The sequence below is a fragment of the Paenibacillus sp. J5C2022 genome (genome assembly GCF_025567625.1).
Taxonomy (GTDB): domain Bacteria; phylum Bacillota; class Bacilli; order Paenibacillales; family Paenibacillaceae; genus Pristimantibacillus.
Map to the genome: position 1 here is coordinate 111,507 of NZ_JAOQJC010000009.1, position 17,213 is coordinate 128,719.

Genomic DNA, 17,213 nt, shown 5'->3' on the forward strand with positions numbered 1-17,213 from the left:
CCACTTTTGTACGATAAATCGTATAAAGCCGCCGCTTTCCACTGTCGGTCTGCCACTTTTGTACGATAAATCGTACAAAGCCGCCGCTTTCCATTGTCGGTCTGCCACTTTTATACGATAAATCGTACAAAGCCGCCGCTTTCCATTGTCGGTCTGCCACTTTTGTACGATAAATCGTACAAAGATGAGGGTTACCTGTCTCTCAGACCAGCCTTCGCCTTCAGCTCCTCAAGCACGGACACAGGCACCGACCTTGCCCCCAGCGCTCCGTGATAGGTCGAGCCAAGCCGCTCGCCGTGAAAGTCGGAGCCTCCCGTCGCAATCAAGCCGCGCTCGCTTGCCATCGCCATATACTTGTTCTGTTCCTCCGGACCATGGTCGGAGTGGAACGCCTCCACGCCATGAATGCCGCAAGCGAGCACCTCGCGCACAAGTTCGTCATTCCGGTACAAGCCGGGATGAGCGAGCACGCTTGCCCCTCCTGCATCGGCAATCCACTTGACAGCCGTCTGTGGCGTTATCCGGACCGGCTTGACATAAGCCGCCGCGCCGGAGGCCAGATAACGATCGAAGGCGTCCCTGACCGACTCCGCCGCACCTGCAGCGACAAGCGCCTCTGCTATATGCGGACGCCCGATGCTTCGTGCCGATCGCTTCCCGGCGTCCTCTCCATTGCCGCCAGCGGCGTTGCCAGCAACATTGCGATCGTCCGCTCCCGCCGCTGCTCGCACTTCATTCATCGTAATCGGTACGCCGAGCTCGTTCAGCCGGCTTATAATCTGCTCGTTGCGCCTGTCCCTGACGCCCTGCAGCTCCGCCAGCCTGTTCAGCCACAAGGCGTCCTCGTTGCGGGTGTAATAAGCCAGAATATGCACGTCGATGCCATGCAGCTCCGTGCTCAGCTCCGCTCCCGGAACGACCTCGATGCCGAGGCGCCGCCCTTCCGCTAGCGCTTCCCCGATTCCCGCCACCGTATCATGGTCCGTTATCGCCACAGCCCGCAAGCCGACTTCAAGAGCCAGCCGTACCACTTGCGCCGGCGGGTAACGGCCGTCAGAGGCCGTCGTATGCGTATGCAGATCCGCCCTATCCCTTGTAGTCATAGCCATTGCTGAAGATCCTTCTCTCGCAAAAATGTTAAAAACGTCACGGCCGATATCGGCAGCAAGGCCGACTTCAAATAAATAGAGTAAAACTGGCGCTTGAAGGTCATATCCGCCACCTTCACCTTCTTGATCAGTCCAAGCGCAGCTTCATGCTTAATGGAGGAAGCAGACAGAAAGGAGACGCCGAGTCCCGCTTCGACCGCAGACTTCACAGCCCCCGTGCTCCCCAGCTCCATGACGATGTTCAAGGAAGCCGGCTCAATCCCCCTCTGCTGCAGCTGCTGCTCCATCACCTGCCGCGTTCCCGACCCTTGCTCCCGCAAGACGAACGGATACTTCAGCACCTCCTCCATCGTTGCCGTTTCCTTCTCCGCCAGCGGATGGCCGCATGGAACAATCAGTATCAGTTCGTCGCTCATGACCGGCTCCATATGCATGTCGGGATGGTTGACGGGCGCTTCAATCAATCCGAAGTTGAGCTGGTGATTCGATATTTCTTCCACGATCTGCGACGTATTAATCACCTTCAGACTAATGGAGACATGGGGATACTCTGCTCCGAAAGGCCCGAGAAGTCTCGGCAATATGTACTCAGCGATCGTCAGACTGGCTCCGAGCTGAAGTTTCCCTTTCAGCTGCTTGGTGAATGCCGACATCGCCTTGTCGGTATCGCGAATAAGGTCTATGCTTCGCCTCGCGTAAGGCAGCAGCGCCCTCCCTGCATCGGTCAGTTCAATCTTCTTGGTCGAGCGCTGCAGCAGCTTCGTGCCGAAGTAATCTTCCAGCGACTGCACCTGCATCGTGACGGCCGGCTGCGTCATGTGGAGCGCCTGCGCTGCAGCGGAGAAGCTTCCCCGTTCAGACACGGTATAGAATATATGCAATTGATGGAAATTAAGTGCCATTGTGCAATCACCCCTTCTCTTTCATTACATTATACTATATCGCCGAATGGGCAAAAAGAAGAAGCAATCTCAACAGTCTCAACAGTCTCAACACTCCCAACAGCGCAGGCTGCTTCATGAAAAAGGAAAGGGACCTCATCCTCCGCCATATCCGGGGGTAGGAATGAGGTCCTACTTAACATATACTGAGTAACGAGATTATTTCCGTTTACGGCTGTTCTTCACCAGCGTCATACGTCTGGAATGCCTGAGCCAGGAGTAATAGGACTTCAAGTCTCTCAGCTCGATTGTCTCGGACATCCGGCCCAAAAAAGTAACAACGATCATCTTTTGCAACGGGTTGCCGAGGAGGTCCGTTTCAGTTAAGGAATCCGCAAATTCGGCTACAAACACCAAGTCGTCGTCTATTAAATATACATCCTGTTCATTGCGGTAGTACGGCTCGATCCGTCCTCGCTTCAAGCAGTCCCATACATACTCCGCAATATCCTCGTAGCCGGTTTTCTCGGATTCAATCCGATCCATCCAGCGGCTTTTGGCGTGGTTGGTGATGATTACATCTACGACCTTTTTGTCACCCAATTCCACATAAAACGACTCGTATGTACTCCATCTTCTCGTCATTCTATCCTTCATTTTCCAACCCACTCCTCCCAAGGAACCAGGGCTTTTATCCTATGTGCTAGTTTCATTCTACCATGATTGTCCGATTTTTCAACAATAAAATAAAGTCGGGCCAAATATGTAAATATAAGTAAATTTTATGGTGAGTAAACTTCTATCGTTCCTTTTCGAAGATGCGTGATCACGTTCAAACGTTGGTATTATTGTGGAATAGAATTTCTTGCTATCTCTATCTCGGTAAACTTAACTAATTTATTATTGACGGTGAGAAAACCTCTATCGAAGCTTTTCGAAGATGATCGACCTAAAGTTTGCAAAGCAAACTCGCTTCGGAAGGATAAGGCTGGTTTTATCGTCAATAAGAATTTTGGATGTCGAGCATCTCGAAAATTTATACGCATATGCGGCAAAAAAAAGCTTCCGCCGCAAAAATGCAGCAGAAGCTTCCTAACTGATTACCTCGTTATAACGAGTAAAATCTTGTTTTATCTTCAATATCCTTGCTGTATTCCGTTCTGATCTCATTGCGGAAAGATCGCTCCACCTTGCGGACATAGGAGAGCTTGTTCAATTGCTTCAGCGCCTCTTCCGCACGCTCGCTGTTCGTGTAGAGAACGACGTAATGCAGCTTTCTCGACATATAGTGTACCGTGCCGAACCTCTCCAAATTTTTAGCCGCTTTCATATCCTTCACCCATACAATATATCCCGTTCGCTCCGGTAACATCCTCTTCGCTCCCCTCCTTGCCGTCCGTTCATTCCCGGGAACCGACCTAGCCGCAGCCGCCGCTTCCGCAGCCGCAAGCCCCGCCGCTTCCACAGCCTCCTGCCGCCTTCTCATTGCCCGGCACCTTGATCGTCTCGGATACCGATCTGGCGATCAGCTCCGACACCTCATGCAGCATCTCGTCGACAATCTGCTCCGCCGCCTTATAGCGCCGTACGCTTTCCAGCTCGTTCAGCCTGCCCTCGGCTTCCTTCATCGCATCCTTGGCGGCATGATAATCCGGATGGAAGCGGCCGAATCGCTGGCACTCCTCGAAGGTCTCCCTCACTTTCAAAAAGTGCTTCTGGCGTTCCGCAGCCTCCTGATCTCCCCATACCTGCTGCTTCCAATATAAATAATCGGCAACCTCTGCCGAAGCGTTAATCCAATCACCCAGTTCATAAGCACACAGCATCAATGATGCCATGTCAAGCGAAGACACGCCTCCTTCTGCCTGATGGACTGGAACTGCCGCATAAGAACCGGCAACCGACATGCATCCACCCTCTTTCCCTTTCTCGCTTCCTACCTATCATAACATAGTGATACGTCATAGCGATAGCGTTTATATACGCTTGCCTCCCCCTGGCAAGACAAGCTTCATACCGGACCATTGCTCCGGCTGCAGCGCCACCGGCTCCCGACTTCCGCTATCTCTCAGCACGCCTACGACCTGCCACCCTTCCCGCTTCTCCTCCAGACGATGCGGGATAAAGCTTCTGACTTGCTCGTCCACCTGAAGCTCCACCGACGTCTTCAGCTGAATGGCATGCTCCAGCATCTCCTTGCGTGTTGACAAGTGATAGGTGCGGAACTGCTGCCACCACATTACCGGCAGCCGCTCTGTCCCGGGCAGCAGCCGCGGTGCATGCTGGGCGGCGGACGGAGCTGCCAGCCGGAAGTGGCGGATGGGATCGCGCTCGTGAAGAAAGATCATCTCGGCGTTCTCCGCAGAAGTCCGTTCCTCTTGCTCCGAAGCGAGGTTGCTTATCCCCCGGCGCGCAGGATAGCCCAGCTTCTTCAGACTTTGCCGGATCACGGCGATATCGGCTGTGCGAACCAAGAAGTCGCAAGGTCCGATCCGCTGCAAGAGCAGCGGGGCAATATCGGGATGCGCAGCCGCAAGCTCCGCCCTGTCCTCCGACTGGCACCGCAGCAGCATCACCTCAGCGAACGAATACTGGCAGGCGCGGCCGCTCCACTCGTTCACCATCGCATGGACAGACTGGGGAAGGCTCTCTCCGCCGTTGGCCGCCGTAAGAGCGGCAATGATGGAATCGCAAGTCATCCCCCGCTCGACTGCTCCCGCAATGGAAGTCGAAGTCAACCGGTAGACGGCAACATCCCCGTCGCTGGTGCGCTCCGCTATGCGCTCAAGCTCCCATCTGGCCCTGAAGCTGCAATCGGGATAAGCGATCGCCTCGCCATCGGGCTGAATAATGACTTCCCCCTCTTCATCCAGATCATTCAGCCACCGGAACAACAAGCCCTTCTCTTCCGCTTCATGATGCTCCATAAGCGCTAGCTCCATCCAGCCCATCGCATGGAATATGCGGCACCAGGCCTCCTCGGCCTGGGGCAGGCCATCGTATGCTCCTTCCGGATTGACCGCCGTCTGCCCCATGACCGGACTATCGCAATCGCTGGAATACCATATGTCTCGCGACAAAGCCATCAGCGCGGCGGCGGTATGCCCGCCCGTTCCCGCAGCGCCGAGCAGCAGCGCGCACAGCCATGCTCGCAGTTGCCCTTCACGCTCGACCGCCGGAAGTGCGAGCCATCGTTCTAACGCTTCGCCATTCACCTCCAGAGATTGGCCTCGTCGGCCGATAAGCCCCAGATGACTGCCTGCCTCCAGCAGCAGTGCGACGCCAAGCGGATAACGGTCTCCGGCGATGCGTTGCAATCCGAATGGCAACAGCAGCCTCTCCTCTGTTATCGCAACGGGCTTGAGCTTATCAATAACCTTCTTGGACAAGGCGCCGTCCGCCACCAGCAGCGTATCGCTCTTGGTTAATATCGACAATGTGTACAGCAGCTTCCGTCCCAGGCTGGAGGTTCGCTCTGCGGCATGACAAGCATGCCGGTCAGCATCATCAATCGACCGCGCATTGCGCGGGAACAACAGAGGCGACCACAGAAGGAACAGCTCCGGAGGCATGAACCAGATGCGTTCCCCCCATACTTTGCTTACAGTATAGAGCAATCCGGCCCGCTGAAGACTGTTCAGCCCCTCCTCGCATTCCGAGCCTGTCAGAGCGGCTGTCGTGCATATCTCCTTCACGAGCTTCTCCTCCGGCACCGGCTGTGCACCGAACTGTTGAAGCATATAGCGCAGCGCTTGATCGGCCAGCGGAGGAAGAACGTCTCTCAGCCTGCACACCGTCACCGGATCAAGCAGAGCCTTCTCCCAGCCCTGCTCTTCCGAGAGAGACAGGGCGGCTTCCCATAGCGGGGAAGAAGCATATTCCCGCTTGTGTTCATCGTCAAGCCCCTTCAATATCTCTGCCAGCCTCATGTCTTGACCACCTCCTGAAATGTCCACTGCTCGCCGCTTCCTTCCGCAGCTCGCCATTGCGTATAATCATAACCTTGCTCCAGCATGAAGAGCTGGCGCTTCAATGCGAACTCCGTCTCCTTCGTCTCCTCCGTCACAAGAGAATAGAACCTTGCCGTATTGCCCGATTGCTTGGGCCGAAGCAAGCGCCCGATTCGCTGCGCCTCCTCTTGCCTGGAACCGAAGCTCCCCGACAATTGAATCGCTACGGTGGCGTCAGGCAAGTCGACGGCAAGATTGGCGATCTTGGATACAACGAGAAGCTTGATCTCTCCATTGCGGAATCGTTCATAGATGTCGGCACGCTCCGTGTGCGGAACTTCTCCCGTCAGCAATGGGGCGTTCAACTTGTCCGCCGCTTCGTGCAGCTGGCTTAAGTACTGGCCGATTACAAGCGTCGGTTCCCCTTCATGCTGCTTTGCCAGTTGTTCTGCGACGTCAAGCTTGCCCGGATTTTCGGCTGCGATCCGCAGCCGTTCGTGCCCGCTTGCCGCATGGTAGACCGTTCGCCCCGTATAGAGCGGCAGCCGTATCTCTGTGCAATGAACGGTTGAGATATGTCCCTTGCCCTCAGCCGCCTTCCAATGCATATCGTACAGCTTGGGCCCGATTAAGGAATACACATCCTCCGCGCAGCCGTCCTCCCTGACAAGCGTAGCTGTCAGCCCGAGCCTCCTCGTAGCCTGAATAGTCGCGGTCATCCGGAAGACGGGCGCCGGCAGCAGCTGTACCTCGTCGTATATAATGAGACCCCAATTGCGGTCGGAGAAGAGCTTCATATGGCTGTATGTATCCGCCTTCGCCTTGCGATGGGTCAAAATATTGTAAGTGGCGATCGTGACGGGACGAACCTCCCGGTGCGAGCCGCAATACAGGCCTACTTCCTCATCCCCCAGCGTTGTCCGCTCCAACAGCTCGACCTTCCATTGACTTGCCGAGGTAACGCTGGAGGTCAAGATAAGCGTGGCCGCGCTCATCGCGGCCAGCGCTGCGATCCCCACAATCGTCTTCCCCGTACCGCAAGGCAATACGACGATGCCGCTTCCCCCGCCGAAGCCTTCCGTTGCCGTGAATCGCTCCACTGCCTCGTGCTGATAGTCGCGAAGACGGAACGGGACGCCGCCGCGCGTCAGTTCGCGGCATTGTACAGCTAACTCTTCGCCCCGCTTATAACCTGCCGTATCCAGAACAGGGTAGCCAAGCCTTGTAAGTTCCTGCTTCAATACACCACGGCTGGCGGGATCGATGTGCCAGCCCTCATCGCTTCGCTGCAATATCCATTCCGACAGCGAAGTATACGACTGCAGTTGTCCCATAATCTCTTGGTCGCCGGTTAGAACAAGCCGCCCGTTCCGGCTGGCAAGCTTCAATCTGCCGAACCTGACCGCCCATAGCCGGATGGACGCCTCCGCTGCGGCGGGAACTCCGAAACGGGCATGCGTCCGCAGCCCTTCCGCCATCTCTTCGTAGCGCATGCCGGAGGTCATCGCATTCCAGACCGACATCGCCGTTATCCGGTACGTATGCAGCATGCCCGCCTTTTTGACAACGTCCGCGAAGCGAAGCAGAAGCTCTCGCGCCGCTTCCGCTTCACCGTACCTCTGATCCAGCAGCACAATCAGATCGGATTGCACAATTAGCGCGCCTCCGCTCTTCATTTCAATTCCACCTTTCCACACCATCCTGTCACTCAGTATGAAAAAAATGCGTATCATTTATGCTTCAAGGGGCTAGATTTCCCTATTCTCGGCTTTCTTCCCGGCCGTCTGAACCCGCTGGCAGCCCTTGTACGCAAAGCGATGGGCGATTTTCGGCAAACTATGTTATAGTAGTTATGAAAAGATGAACTAATTTTAATCCTTACAGCCGGAGGCACAACTAACGATGATGAAATATTTGCGCTTTGCTCTTCTTCTGCTTGCCTCTGCAGCTATTGCAGGAGGCTGCTCGCTGACGGGCGGCCAGTCAAGCCAGGAAGCGAAACCGAATACATGGTACGAGGTAGCGGATTATATAGACGGGGATACATTCAAAGTCAAAGTCGGGGACGAGATGGAAGCGATTCGTCTGCTATATATCGATACGCCCGAAATTAATAAGTCCAACACGCCTGCGGAGCCGTATGGGCCAGAAGCGGCTGCCTATACCCAGAAGCTGCTCGAGGAATCCGGCGAAGTCCGATTAACGTTCGACAAGGAGCTGAAGGACCGATACGATCGGACGCTTGCCGTAGTGGAGCTGAGGGACGGACAAATCCTGAACGAACAGCTGCTCAGACAAGGACTCGCCAAAGTGCTCATTATCGAGCCCAATGTGAAGATGGAGAATATCTACAAGCAGCTTGAGCAAGAAGCGAAAGGGAACAAAGCGGGGCTGTGGAACTCCGGGAAGGAAGCCAGCATTCCCGAAGTTCATGTGAAGAAAGCGGCCGATACCGGCTTGCGGTTGGAAGTGGACAAACCAGCGGAGGTTGTCACGATTGCGAATACGACGTCGTCGCCGATCGATCTGGAAGGGTGGAAGCTCGTTAGCGTCAGGGGCAACCAGACTTACACCTTCGACTCCTTCGAGCTTCCTGCTGGCGGAAAAGTCATGATCAAGTCCGGCAAAAACAAGGCAACCAGCAGCGAGACGGCACAAGACGAATTGACGCATGTGCTCATCTGGGAAGTGGATAACGTATGGAACAATTACGAGGAAGATCCCGCAGAGCTATATAACGAAAAAAACGAGCTTGCAGCGATATGGGAGGATAAGTAGCGCCTCCCCGCTGCTAGCTCTTCTTTATCGGCCGAATACCGCGAAATCCTCCGCCATGGCAATCAGCAGGCGGGCGGATCGGACCATGGCGCGTTCATCGATATCGAATCGAGGATGATGGTGAGCATAATTCGCTCCGGTATCCGGGTTGCCGGCGCCAACGAACATAAAGCAGCCCGGAAGACGCTGCAAATAATAAGCGAAGTCTTCCGCCACCGTTATCGGCTCCGATGCGATCGCGCGATCGCGTCCGAACAATTCTGCAGCAACCTTGAAGAACCGCGCCGCTTCTGCTTGCTCATTCACGACAGGCGGATAGCCCAGGCGAAGATCCAATTGACAGGTCGCTCCGTACATCTCGCAGGTATGCTCCAGCAGCTTCTCGAGAAGCTTATGAATCCGCCTTCTCTCCTCTTCATCGAAGGAGCGGATCGTCCCTTTCAGCTGACAGGACTCTGCGATAACATTATTGGCCGTGCCGGCGTGGAAGGAACCTACCGTGACGACGGCGGGCTGCACGGGATTCACGCTGCGGCTGACGATTGACTGCACAGCTTGCACGAAGGCCGAGCCGATGAAGATGGCGTCAACAGCTTCATGGGGAAGGCCGCCGTGCCCCCCCTTGCCCCATATATCGATTGTGAATTCATCCGCGGCGCTCATGAAGGCACCCGCTCTGGAGGCAGCTTGGCCATAGGGCAGCGGCGTCCACAGATGTACGCCGTAAATCGCCTCCGCGCCGCCCAGAGCGCCGTCTTCAATCATGCCTATGGCTCCCCCGGGCGTAACTTCTTCGGCGGGCTGGAACAGCAGCCTGCGCTCACCGCGGAAGGCGTGTCTGTGCCGCGAGTAATGATCCGCTACCGCAAGCAGCGTCGCGGTATGGGCATCATGCCCGCACGCATGCATCACCCCCGCCACTTTGGAGGTATACTCGCATGTCTTCTCATCCTGGATGGGCAGCGCGTCGATATCGGCTCGAAGCGCCACGACCGGCCCCGGCTCCGTTCCCCTGATGACGGCGACGACGCCGTTCCCACCTACGTCGCGCACAACCTCGCAGCCCATCGCAACCAACCGCTCCGCAATCCACGCGGCTGTTGCCGATTCGTGGAAGGATAGTTCCGGGAATTGATGCAGATGTCTCCGCCATTGAACCATTTTGGGATACAACTGCTCCAGCGAATGCGCAATCTGCCCGTTCTGCATAAGGCGTAGCCTCCTTGTTCCAAGTTTAATGACACCGGTCTATTAATAGTGTAACAAATCTCCCGGCCTCCCAGCTACGTGCTGTGTACATTTCACGAACTTTCTGGTCCTCTCCACGTTCGGTGGAGAGTAAGGCTTGCGCTGGCTGGGGAAACATACTATCATGGGTAAAGAATGTACAACTATGTCTATTGTAATTGGGAGGAAATAGAATGATCATTGAGAACAGTGGCCTGATCGGCCTTCAAAGCGAGCTTCATCACTTGGACGATGCTGCGGACAAAGTCGGCTTTGTCCGTTGGCAATGGGAATATTATCGCGCTACATACGATCTGAAGCTGACTGACCGCACGACCAGCTCGGATTATTTCCTGAGACTGAACACCCGCGCAGTGGAAGGAAAGCTGGAATCCGCACATGCGGTACTGAACATCGAAGCCGTCTACATCGGCAGAGCGACGTTCCCTCACGGCCTCGATTACGAGTCGCCCATTCCGAAGCATATACTGGAAGCAGCTGAGCAGAAATTACAGCAACTGAAATCTCTGCTTGCGTAGAGGCTGCCTATGAAAGCTGCTCAGAAAGGCAGTCGTGGCAGACCGGATTTCCTGCTTCTCATTATGACCTTGCTGCTTGTCGGATTTGGCATCGTCATGGTGTTCAGCGCCAGCTCCGGCGTAGCTGTCGTCAATCCGAATTTCAATGAAGACCCGCTCTACTTCACCAAGCGCCAGCTCGTATTCGCTGCGCTTGGTTTGTTTTCCATGTTGTTCCTGATGAACTTGCGCTATCAAGTGTTCAAGCGTGGTTTCATTCTTCTGTTCATCCCTGTCATCCTGATGCTATTGATCGTCCCTTTCACGGCTGATGAGATTAATGGCGCCAGAAGCTGGTTCGGAATAGGCTCCTTCGGCATTCAGCCGACGGAATTCGCCAAGCTGGCGCTAATCCTGTACATGGGCGCGCTCATCACCAAGAAAGGCGAGAAGTTCCGCGACTTCAAGCGCGGCTTGCTGCCTGTCATGATCGTCGTCGGATTTGTATGCGGACTGATTATGCTCCAGCCCGATCTGGGCTCGAGCCTGGTGCTTGCCGCCAGCGCCGGTATTATGATACTGGCAGGGGGAGCCAATCTGAAGCAAGTATTTGTAGCCGGTACGGCATGCTTGCTCGTCATTACATCGCTCTTCAGCATCTCCATGGCGATTAAGCCGGAAGCTTGGGAATATCGGCTCGACCGGTTTCGGGCATTCATGGACCCCATAGCCAACAAGCAGGACAGCGCCTTCCAGCTCGTCTCCTCCCTGCAGGCTCTCGGTCATGGAGGCGTGACCGGCGCAGGCTTTGGCGAAGGCGTGCAGAAGCTGCACTATTTGCAATATCCGTACAATGACTTTATCTTTTCGGTTATTGCGGAAGAGTTCGGTTTCATCGGGAGCACTTTGTTTATTCTGTTCTACCTGATGTTTTTGTGGCGGGGACTGATCATCGCCGTTCGCTGTCCGGATCAATACGGGACAGTCGTGGGGGTAGGCATAGTAGGCCTGCTTGCGATACAGACCTTCATCAATATCGGCGGTGTAACCGGAGCGATTCCCGTCACGGGCGTGACGCTGCCATTCATCAGCTACGGCGGCTCTTCTCTCATCGTCACGCTGATGTGCATAGGTATCCTGCTTAGCATATCCCGCGAGTACGATCGCAGCATTCGCAGCAAGTCGACTTGAACGAAAGGCCCCGCGCATAAAAATACGGCGCATTTGCGATGACAGCAAATGCGCCGTATTGTCGTTATGTCTACTTTAATCTTTGCTGCGGCTCCTCAGGCTCCTCTTCTTTGAAAGCGACGCCTTCCACTTTCACATTCACCTCAACGACTTGCAGACCGGTCATATTTGCAACCGCTTCTCTAACGTTCCGTTGAAGCTGATGGGATACCTCCTGAATCGGAATGCCGTAATGTACGATAATGCGTAAATCTATTGCAGCTTCCAGCTGACCGACTTCAACAGAGACGCCCTTCTGCACGTTCTTCCCGCTCAGACGCTTGGCCAAGCCTTCCGATATGCCTCCTGACATCGCCGCAATTCCTGGCGTCTCGAGTGCCGCAAGTCCCGCAATTGTAGCTACTACATCATCTGAAATGCGAATAATGCCTGTTTGATTATCTTCGGTCATGTCATCCACTCCTCACTTTGCCATATGTCTTATTGTAATAGATCACACGGCATGAAGCAAGACAACCGCACGGCATGACGGCGATATGTAAATTAACCCCGGAACTTATAAAATGCTAACATGTAAAAAAGGCAAGCTGCTGAGAGCTTACCTTTTGCGGTCCAACGCTTCGTACAATGTAGCCAGGTTGCGTTCAAGCCGGCTAAGAATTTCTTTGCCGTCCGTTTCCGAGATCAGTCCGGCGCGTATCGCAAAATCCACTTCGCGCGAGAAGCCGTACATTTGGGTGTCCAAAACCTCTTCGTACAGCGGGCAATGGCGTGTCGTCAAATTTTCCATTTGAACTTCGATTAACTTTTCTATTTTACCAGCGTCATCTTGTAGCAGACGAATCGCTCTCTCATGCATAAATTCGGTCATTTCCGGTGCAGACAAAAGTTTCCCCCCCTGTGCATCTATCAGCCGACTGCTATATCTTTTATATTAGACGAAATAGTCCCAATACACAAGGACAAAACGAAAAAGTGCGCACTCGGATGAACGAGCGCGCACCAATGAAGCCTTCGTATAGTTAGTCGGTAATCACATTGACGTTCAAATTGTGCTTGGCAAACACTTCGGCCATCGTTTTCTTCGCTTCCTCAGCGTCCGGGCCGTGTACATGCAGCTCGTATTGATGACCTCCCACCAACGTTGTGAACAGACCAAGAATACTCTTCACGTCGATGTATTTGCTGTCAGCCTGTAGCACGATGGATGAAGTAAATTTGCTGGCCGCTTGAGAAATTTCTACAATCGCTGCATTATTGGACATGGGAGATCCCTCCAGTTTATTTTGTAAAGCTTACCTTAGACACCATAATACCCCGAAAACCGGCATCCATCAAGTAGAATTGAGAAAAATGGCTTATTGCCGCGGTATATCCGGCTAATCGGACAGAGCAACGGCCATTATTTCAACTTATCCGGATTCAATGCTTCCAGCTCTGGGATCACGAACAAGCCATTCTTCCGGATAAGCACGTCATCGAAATAGATTTCTCCGCCGCCGTAATCCGGCCGCTGAATCAGCACCAGATCCCAATGGACGGAAGAGCGATTGCCATTGTCCGTCTCTTCATAAGCCTGCCCCGGAGTGAAATGCAGGCTGCCCGCAATTTTCTCGTCGAACAAAATATCGTTCATCGGATGCAGAATATGCGGATTGAAGCCGATCGCGAACTCTCCGATATGACGCGAGCCTTCGTCCATATCCAGTATTTCATTCAGCCTTGCCGTATTATTGCTTTCCGCTTGCACGATTTTGCCGTCCTGGAACGTGAAGGAGATGTCCTGGAAAGTGACTCCTGCATATACGCTAGGCGCATTGTATGTAATTTTGCCATTCACGGAATTCCGGACCGGCGCTGTGAACACTTCTCCATCCGGTATATTGCGGTGTCCCGCACATTTTTTGGCTCCGATTCCCTTGATGGAGAAGGTCAGATCCGTACCCGGCGACACGATGCGCACTTTGTCCGTCCGGTTCATCAGATCCTCCAGCGGCTGCATAGCCTTCTCCATCTTGGCATAATCCAGATTGCACACATCGAAGTAGAAGTTCTCGAACGCTTCCGTGCTCATGTTGGCGAGCTGCGCCATAGAGGCATTCGGATAGCGAAGGACGACCCACTTCGTCCCTTTTACCCGCTGTTCGGTATGTACGGGATTGCGGTACAGCTGCTCATACAGGCGCATATTCGGCTCAGGCACATCGGACAATGCGTTGACGTTCTCGCCGGAGCGGACCGCAATATATCCCTGCATCCGCTTCATCCGCTCCAGATCAAGCTCGGACCAGATTTCAATGCCTTCCTTCGTCGCATTTTGCAGCAGCGTGCGTAGCACGGAACGGTCGCTCGTTTCGACGAACGGTCTCCCACCACGTTTCGCCACTTCTTCAATCAGACATTTGGCCAGCTCGCGTTCTGAGCCGATCATATCGATTAATACATTTTCTCCTGGCTGCACATCAATGGAATATTGCACTAGATTTTGCGCCAGCTTTTGCAATCTCGGATCTCTCACTTGCCATTCACTCCTTCGATCTCATTCATTACCCATCCTACCACGAAAAGGCGTTCATTGCACCGTCTGCTGATACGTTCCATCGAATGCATCCAAGCGTACCGAAGTGTGCCGCGACTCGACAGCGGGCTTGCCTCTCATTACGTAATGGAACTTTGTTGTTTCCTCCATTTTTAACGGAAGCATGCTCCGCTTGTCGATGACGAGCATGTATTGCGCCTGCGCTTTAAGAGATGAGAGCATCGCCTCCAGCTCGTGCCGGGATCGTTCCAGCTCCTTCTCCAACAGCCGCTGCTGCTCCGCCGTTGCCCCCGCAGCATCGGTCCCTTTCAGCGCCAGCTGCTCCATCTCGCCTTTCAAGTGCTGCTCCCACCTTGCTTTCGTGGCTTCCGGCATTTCTTCCACCAACAGAGTAACCGTAGCGGTGTCTTCTGGCTGCCCTTCCCGCTCAGGAACGAATTGCACGGACGCATTGGATTCGTTCAACCGCTTCATCACCTGAAGCGGCTCCCAATCATAGGATACTCCCCCCTGCTGCTCGGATTGGATGGTCATATTCTGATGATTGACCACTTTCCCCTGGAACGTATGAGGTTCCAGCAAGACACCGCTTGCCACTTCCATACTCATGGAGCCGGTAAAATTATATTGATCGGTAGCTGCCAAGCCCGAATAAGCAAGCGACAGCCATTCATCCGCTGTACGCTTGCCGCCAAATGTCGAACAGCCGCTTGCGAAGATGATGAATGCCAAACCCACTACGGCCGTCGTTATTCTATGTAACCGCTTGTTCCTCAACAGGATGCCTCCCTTAATTATCTCAAGCTTATCATGGATAGTCTTGCCCGCACTTCCCTGCGGGATGCAAAAAACTGCAAAAAAAATAGGCGCCGCAAGGCGCCGCTCAGGTATGAACGAATAATCGTCGATTATGCCGTTCCTCCTACAATAATGCAATTTCTCCCCTTATTCTTCGCTTCATATAGCGCCATATCCGCACAGTAAAACAAAGACTCCACACTGATCTTTTCATTCTCGGTCGACCATTCCGCCACGCCGCACGATACGGTCACTTGAGGATCGGTCTCCAGCGCCACATGGGTCCGGATGCGCTCTGCAATGCGTAATGCCTGCTCCGCCCGCACACCTGGCAAGTATACGGCCAGTTCCTCCCCCCCCCACCTGGCTGCGATGTCGCCCGCCCGAATGGAGGAGTGAATAACATTGCTTACTTGAACAAGTATGCGGTCTCCGATCTGATGGCCGAACGTGTCGTTGACCTGCTTGAAGAAGTCAATATCGACCAGAACAAGCGACCCGAAGTCGTCCTTGCGCTGTCGACGCTGTATCTGTTCGTTCAGGTAGTGTCTGGCATGCAGGCCTGTCAAATTATCGGTTATGACCAGCCTCCGCATCTCGGCATGCAGTGAAGCGTTCGTAACGGCAAGTCCGATATGGGTACTCATTACCTGAAGCAGCTTGTAATTGTCGTATGAGAAAAAATTAGGAAGCTTGTGCGTCACCAGAATAACGCCGACGACTTCATTCTTGACGATGATAGGCGCAGCAATAAGCGAGCGTGAGCCGGTATTGTCCATCAGTCTGGAGGTAACGACGCGCGAATTCCAGTAATCCGATATGATAAGCGGCTCTCTTGTCCGGTATACGATGCCGCAGAACCCGTAATCCGGTGTGAACTTCTCGCTTGTCATGGTAGGAATATTGCTCGACTTCACGATAAATTCCTTACTGTCGTTCAATTGCAGCACACAGCAATAATCGGCTTCGAATATGCTGAGCAATTCTCCCGTGGCGAACTTGAATATCTCCGTAAGCTGCAGCGACTGGTTAAGCCTCTTGGTCATCTCGTTAATGAGCCGCAGCTCGTTAATGAGCAGATTGGACTGCTCGTACAGCTTGGCATTCTCGAAGGCGCTCCCCGCCGTGTCGGCCAGCAGCAGAAAAGCCGGCAACTCCGACTCGTCCCATTCCCCGCTCCTGACGCACATGCACAGCACACCGTAAGCCGCTTGCTTGCCCGCCAAGGGGACAGCCAGCCGGATCTTCCCGTCTCGTTCGGTCTCCTTCGTCAGCTTACCCTCCAGGAACGCCTGAGCGACAATATCATGAGCCGTATTCTTGAACAAGAGCGGACGCACGCGATCGTCGCCGTCCACATAGTCCTGGGAGAGATACAGATGAGCTTCCGACCCCGGATACAGCTTCTCGAGGCTGTGCAGCATCTCCGTCAATACGGATGTGGCCTCTATCTCGTTGTACAATCGCTTGACTGCCAAGAACAGCTTGTCCCGATGCTCAGCCTCCTTGCTCCTCATTCGCTGCTGGTACATCATATCCTTCACGAACATTCCTTCGAACGCTCGGTAGAAGCAACTTCTATAATGCAGCGCATAGGCTTGAAGCTCTGCTTCGCTGCGCGCTTCGGACAATTCCATTATGAATACAATATTGGCAAATACGGATCGCTCGCTTCTCCGCTTCAACGGAATGCCAATTGCCAGCAGAGAGCCGAATTCGCTACGGACCGGATTCACAGACTGCATGCCGGCTTGAGCTGCCAGCTCCGCCGCTTGCTCAGCATCGCGTTCCGTACCCGCAGGCGGAACCGCGCCCGCCTTGCATAACAGATCTCCTTCTTTGCCGTAAAAGCGAATTTGGGCCGATTGCAAGAAAGGGTGGATCTCCGCCTCATCAGACCACAGCTCGAGACTCTCGGTCAGTAGAGAAGCAAGATAGGGCTCATCCGCATCAGTGATATCCGCAGTGGAGAACCAGAGATCGCAATCCGCTATATGGTTTTCTCTTTCCATCATCTATCACTCATCCCTTTCCCTTCTCGCAGGAAAATGAGCTATCATCTATCAATCATACTTCATTTTTAAGAAATTTGCACTAGCATTGCTATTTTTTATAGGACTTTCGACTCTTTTTCCGCTAGTGCCTTTCTCAAATTTGATCAAGCTCGTTCTTGACTTCCAGAACGCATTTCATATAGAATATACTAATGAAAATATGGGCGT

The 17,213-nt window shown here is 53.8% G+C and carries 17 protein-coding genes; 3 read left to right on the forward strand and 14 right to left on the reverse strand.

Going from position 1 to position 17,213, the window contains the following annotated elements; translation table 11 throughout:
* Positions 1 to 191: 191 nt before the first annotated feature.
* From M6D81_RS09480 to M6D81_RS09510, 7 genes are all read right to left on the reverse strand, one after another.
* Positions 192 to 1,109, reverse strand: coding sequence for a PHP domain-containing protein (locus tag M6D81_RS09480; protein WP_262676628.1), 918 nt, complete (start codon positions 1,107 to 1,109; stop codon positions 192 to 194).
* Entirely contained in the window at positions 1,100 to 2,011 is a 912-nt protein-coding gene (locus M6D81_RS09485) for a selenium metabolism-associated LysR family transcriptional regulator (protein ID WP_262676629.1), read from the reverse strand. The genes M6D81_RS09480 and M6D81_RS09485 overlap by 10 nt, the downstream gene beginning before the upstream one ends.
* Positions 2,012 to 2,209: 198 nt before the next feature.
* Complete coding sequence (locus M6D81_RS09490) at positions 2,210 to 2,647, reverse strand: hypothetical protein (protein ID WP_262676630.1); 438 nt, start codon at positions 2,645 to 2,647, stop codon at positions 2,210 to 2,212.
* A gap of 451 nt (positions 2,648 to 3,098) precedes the next feature.
* On the reverse strand, positions 3,099 to 3,362 hold the full coding sequence (locus tag M6D81_RS09495) for a YlbG family protein (RefSeq protein WP_262676713.1): 264 nt from the start codon (positions 3,360 to 3,362) through the stop codon (positions 3,099 to 3,101).
* Between the two features lie 46 nt (positions 3,363 to 3,408).
* On the reverse strand, positions 3,409 to 3,897 hold the full coding sequence (locus M6D81_RS09500) for a YlbF/YmcA family competence regulator (protein ID WP_262676631.1): 489 nt from the start codon (positions 3,895 to 3,897) through the stop codon (positions 3,409 to 3,411).
* Between the two features lie 69 nt (positions 3,898 to 3,966).
* Positions 3,967 to 5,919 carry a helicase-associated domain-containing protein gene (locus M6D81_RS09505; protein WP_262676632.1) on the reverse strand — a complete coding sequence of 651 codons (1,953 nt, stop codon included), beginning with the start codon at positions 5,917 to 5,919 and terminating at the stop codon, positions 3,967 to 3,969.
* Positions 5,916 to 7,616 (reverse strand): DNA repair helicase XPB, encoded by a 1,701-nt coding sequence (locus tag M6D81_RS09510; protein ID WP_262676633.1) that lies wholly within the window; start codon positions 7,614 to 7,616, stop codon positions 5,916 to 5,918. The genes M6D81_RS09505 and M6D81_RS09510 overlap by 4 nt, the downstream gene beginning before the upstream one ends.
* Positions 7,617 to 7,842: 226 nt before the next feature.
* On the opposite strand from M6D81_RS09510, the gene M6D81_RS09515 reads away from it, so the two are divergent.
* Entirely contained in the window at positions 7,843 to 8,718 is an 876-nt protein-coding gene (locus M6D81_RS09515) for a thermonuclease family protein (protein WP_262676634.1), read from the forward strand.
* Positions 8,719 to 8,742: 24 nt separating this feature from the next.
* Here the strand turns inward: M6D81_RS09515 and M6D81_RS09520 are convergent, their stop codons facing one another.
* The gene (locus M6D81_RS09520; protein ID WP_262676635.1) at positions 8,743 to 9,927 is read right to left on the reverse strand and encodes an amidohydrolase; all 1,185 of its coding nucleotides are present in this window, start codon (positions 9,925 to 9,927) and stop codon (positions 8,743 to 8,745) included.
* A 212-nt stretch (positions 9,928 to 10,139) separates the two neighbouring features.
* Here M6D81_RS09520 and M6D81_RS09525 point away from each other — a divergent pair, with 212 nt between their 5' ends.
* The gene (locus M6D81_RS09525; RefSeq protein ID WP_262676636.1) at positions 10,140 to 10,484 is read left to right on the forward strand and encodes a YugN family protein; all 345 of its coding nucleotides are present in this window, start codon (positions 10,140 to 10,142) and stop codon (positions 10,482 to 10,484) included.
* A gap of 9 nt (positions 10,485 to 10,493) precedes the next feature.
* Positions 10,494 to 11,654 carry a putative lipid II flippase FtsW gene (gene ftsW, locus M6D81_RS09530; RefSeq protein ID WP_262676637.1) on the forward strand — a complete coding sequence of 387 codons (1,161 nt, stop codon included), beginning with the start codon at positions 10,494 to 10,496 and terminating at the stop codon, positions 11,652 to 11,654.
* Between the two features lie 70 nt (positions 11,655 to 11,724).
* Here ftsW and M6D81_RS09535 read toward each other — a convergent pair whose 3' ends face one another.
* From M6D81_RS09535 to M6D81_RS09560, 6 genes are all read right to left on the reverse strand, one after another.
* The gene (locus tag M6D81_RS09535) at positions 11,725 to 12,105 is read right to left on the reverse strand and encodes an Asp23/Gls24 family envelope stress response protein (protein ID WP_262676638.1); all 381 of its coding nucleotides are present in this window, start codon (positions 12,103 to 12,105) and stop codon (positions 11,725 to 11,727) included.
* 147 nt (positions 12,106 to 12,252) lie between these two features.
* On the reverse strand, positions 12,253 to 12,525 hold the full coding sequence (locus M6D81_RS09540) for an Fpa/YlaN family protein (RefSeq protein ID WP_410795715.1): 273 nt from the start codon (positions 12,523 to 12,525) through the stop codon (positions 12,253 to 12,255).
* A 151-nt stretch (positions 12,526 to 12,676) separates the two neighbouring features.
* Positions 12,677 to 12,919, reverse strand: coding sequence for an HPr family phosphocarrier protein (locus tag M6D81_RS09545; RefSeq protein ID WP_262676640.1), 243 nt, complete (start codon positions 12,917 to 12,919; stop codon positions 12,677 to 12,679).
* A 137-nt stretch (positions 12,920 to 13,056) separates the two neighbouring features.
* A complete protein-coding gene (locus M6D81_RS09550) occupies positions 13,057 to 14,172 on the reverse strand; it encodes an aminopeptidase (RefSeq protein ID WP_262676641.1) in 1,116 nt (371 codons plus the stop codon).
* Between the two features lie 54 nt (positions 14,173 to 14,226).
* On the reverse strand, positions 14,227 to 14,970 hold the full coding sequence (locus M6D81_RS09555; RefSeq protein ID WP_262676642.1) for a hypothetical protein: 744 nt from the start codon (positions 14,968 to 14,970) through the stop codon (positions 14,227 to 14,229).
* A gap of 131 nt (positions 14,971 to 15,101) precedes the next feature.
* Positions 15,102 to 17,006 carry a sensor domain-containing diguanylate cyclase gene (locus M6D81_RS09560; protein WP_262676643.1) on the reverse strand — a complete coding sequence of 635 codons (1,905 nt, stop codon included), beginning with the start codon at positions 17,004 to 17,006 and terminating at the stop codon, positions 15,102 to 15,104.
* Between the last annotated feature and the right edge of the window lie 207 nt (positions 17,007 to 17,213).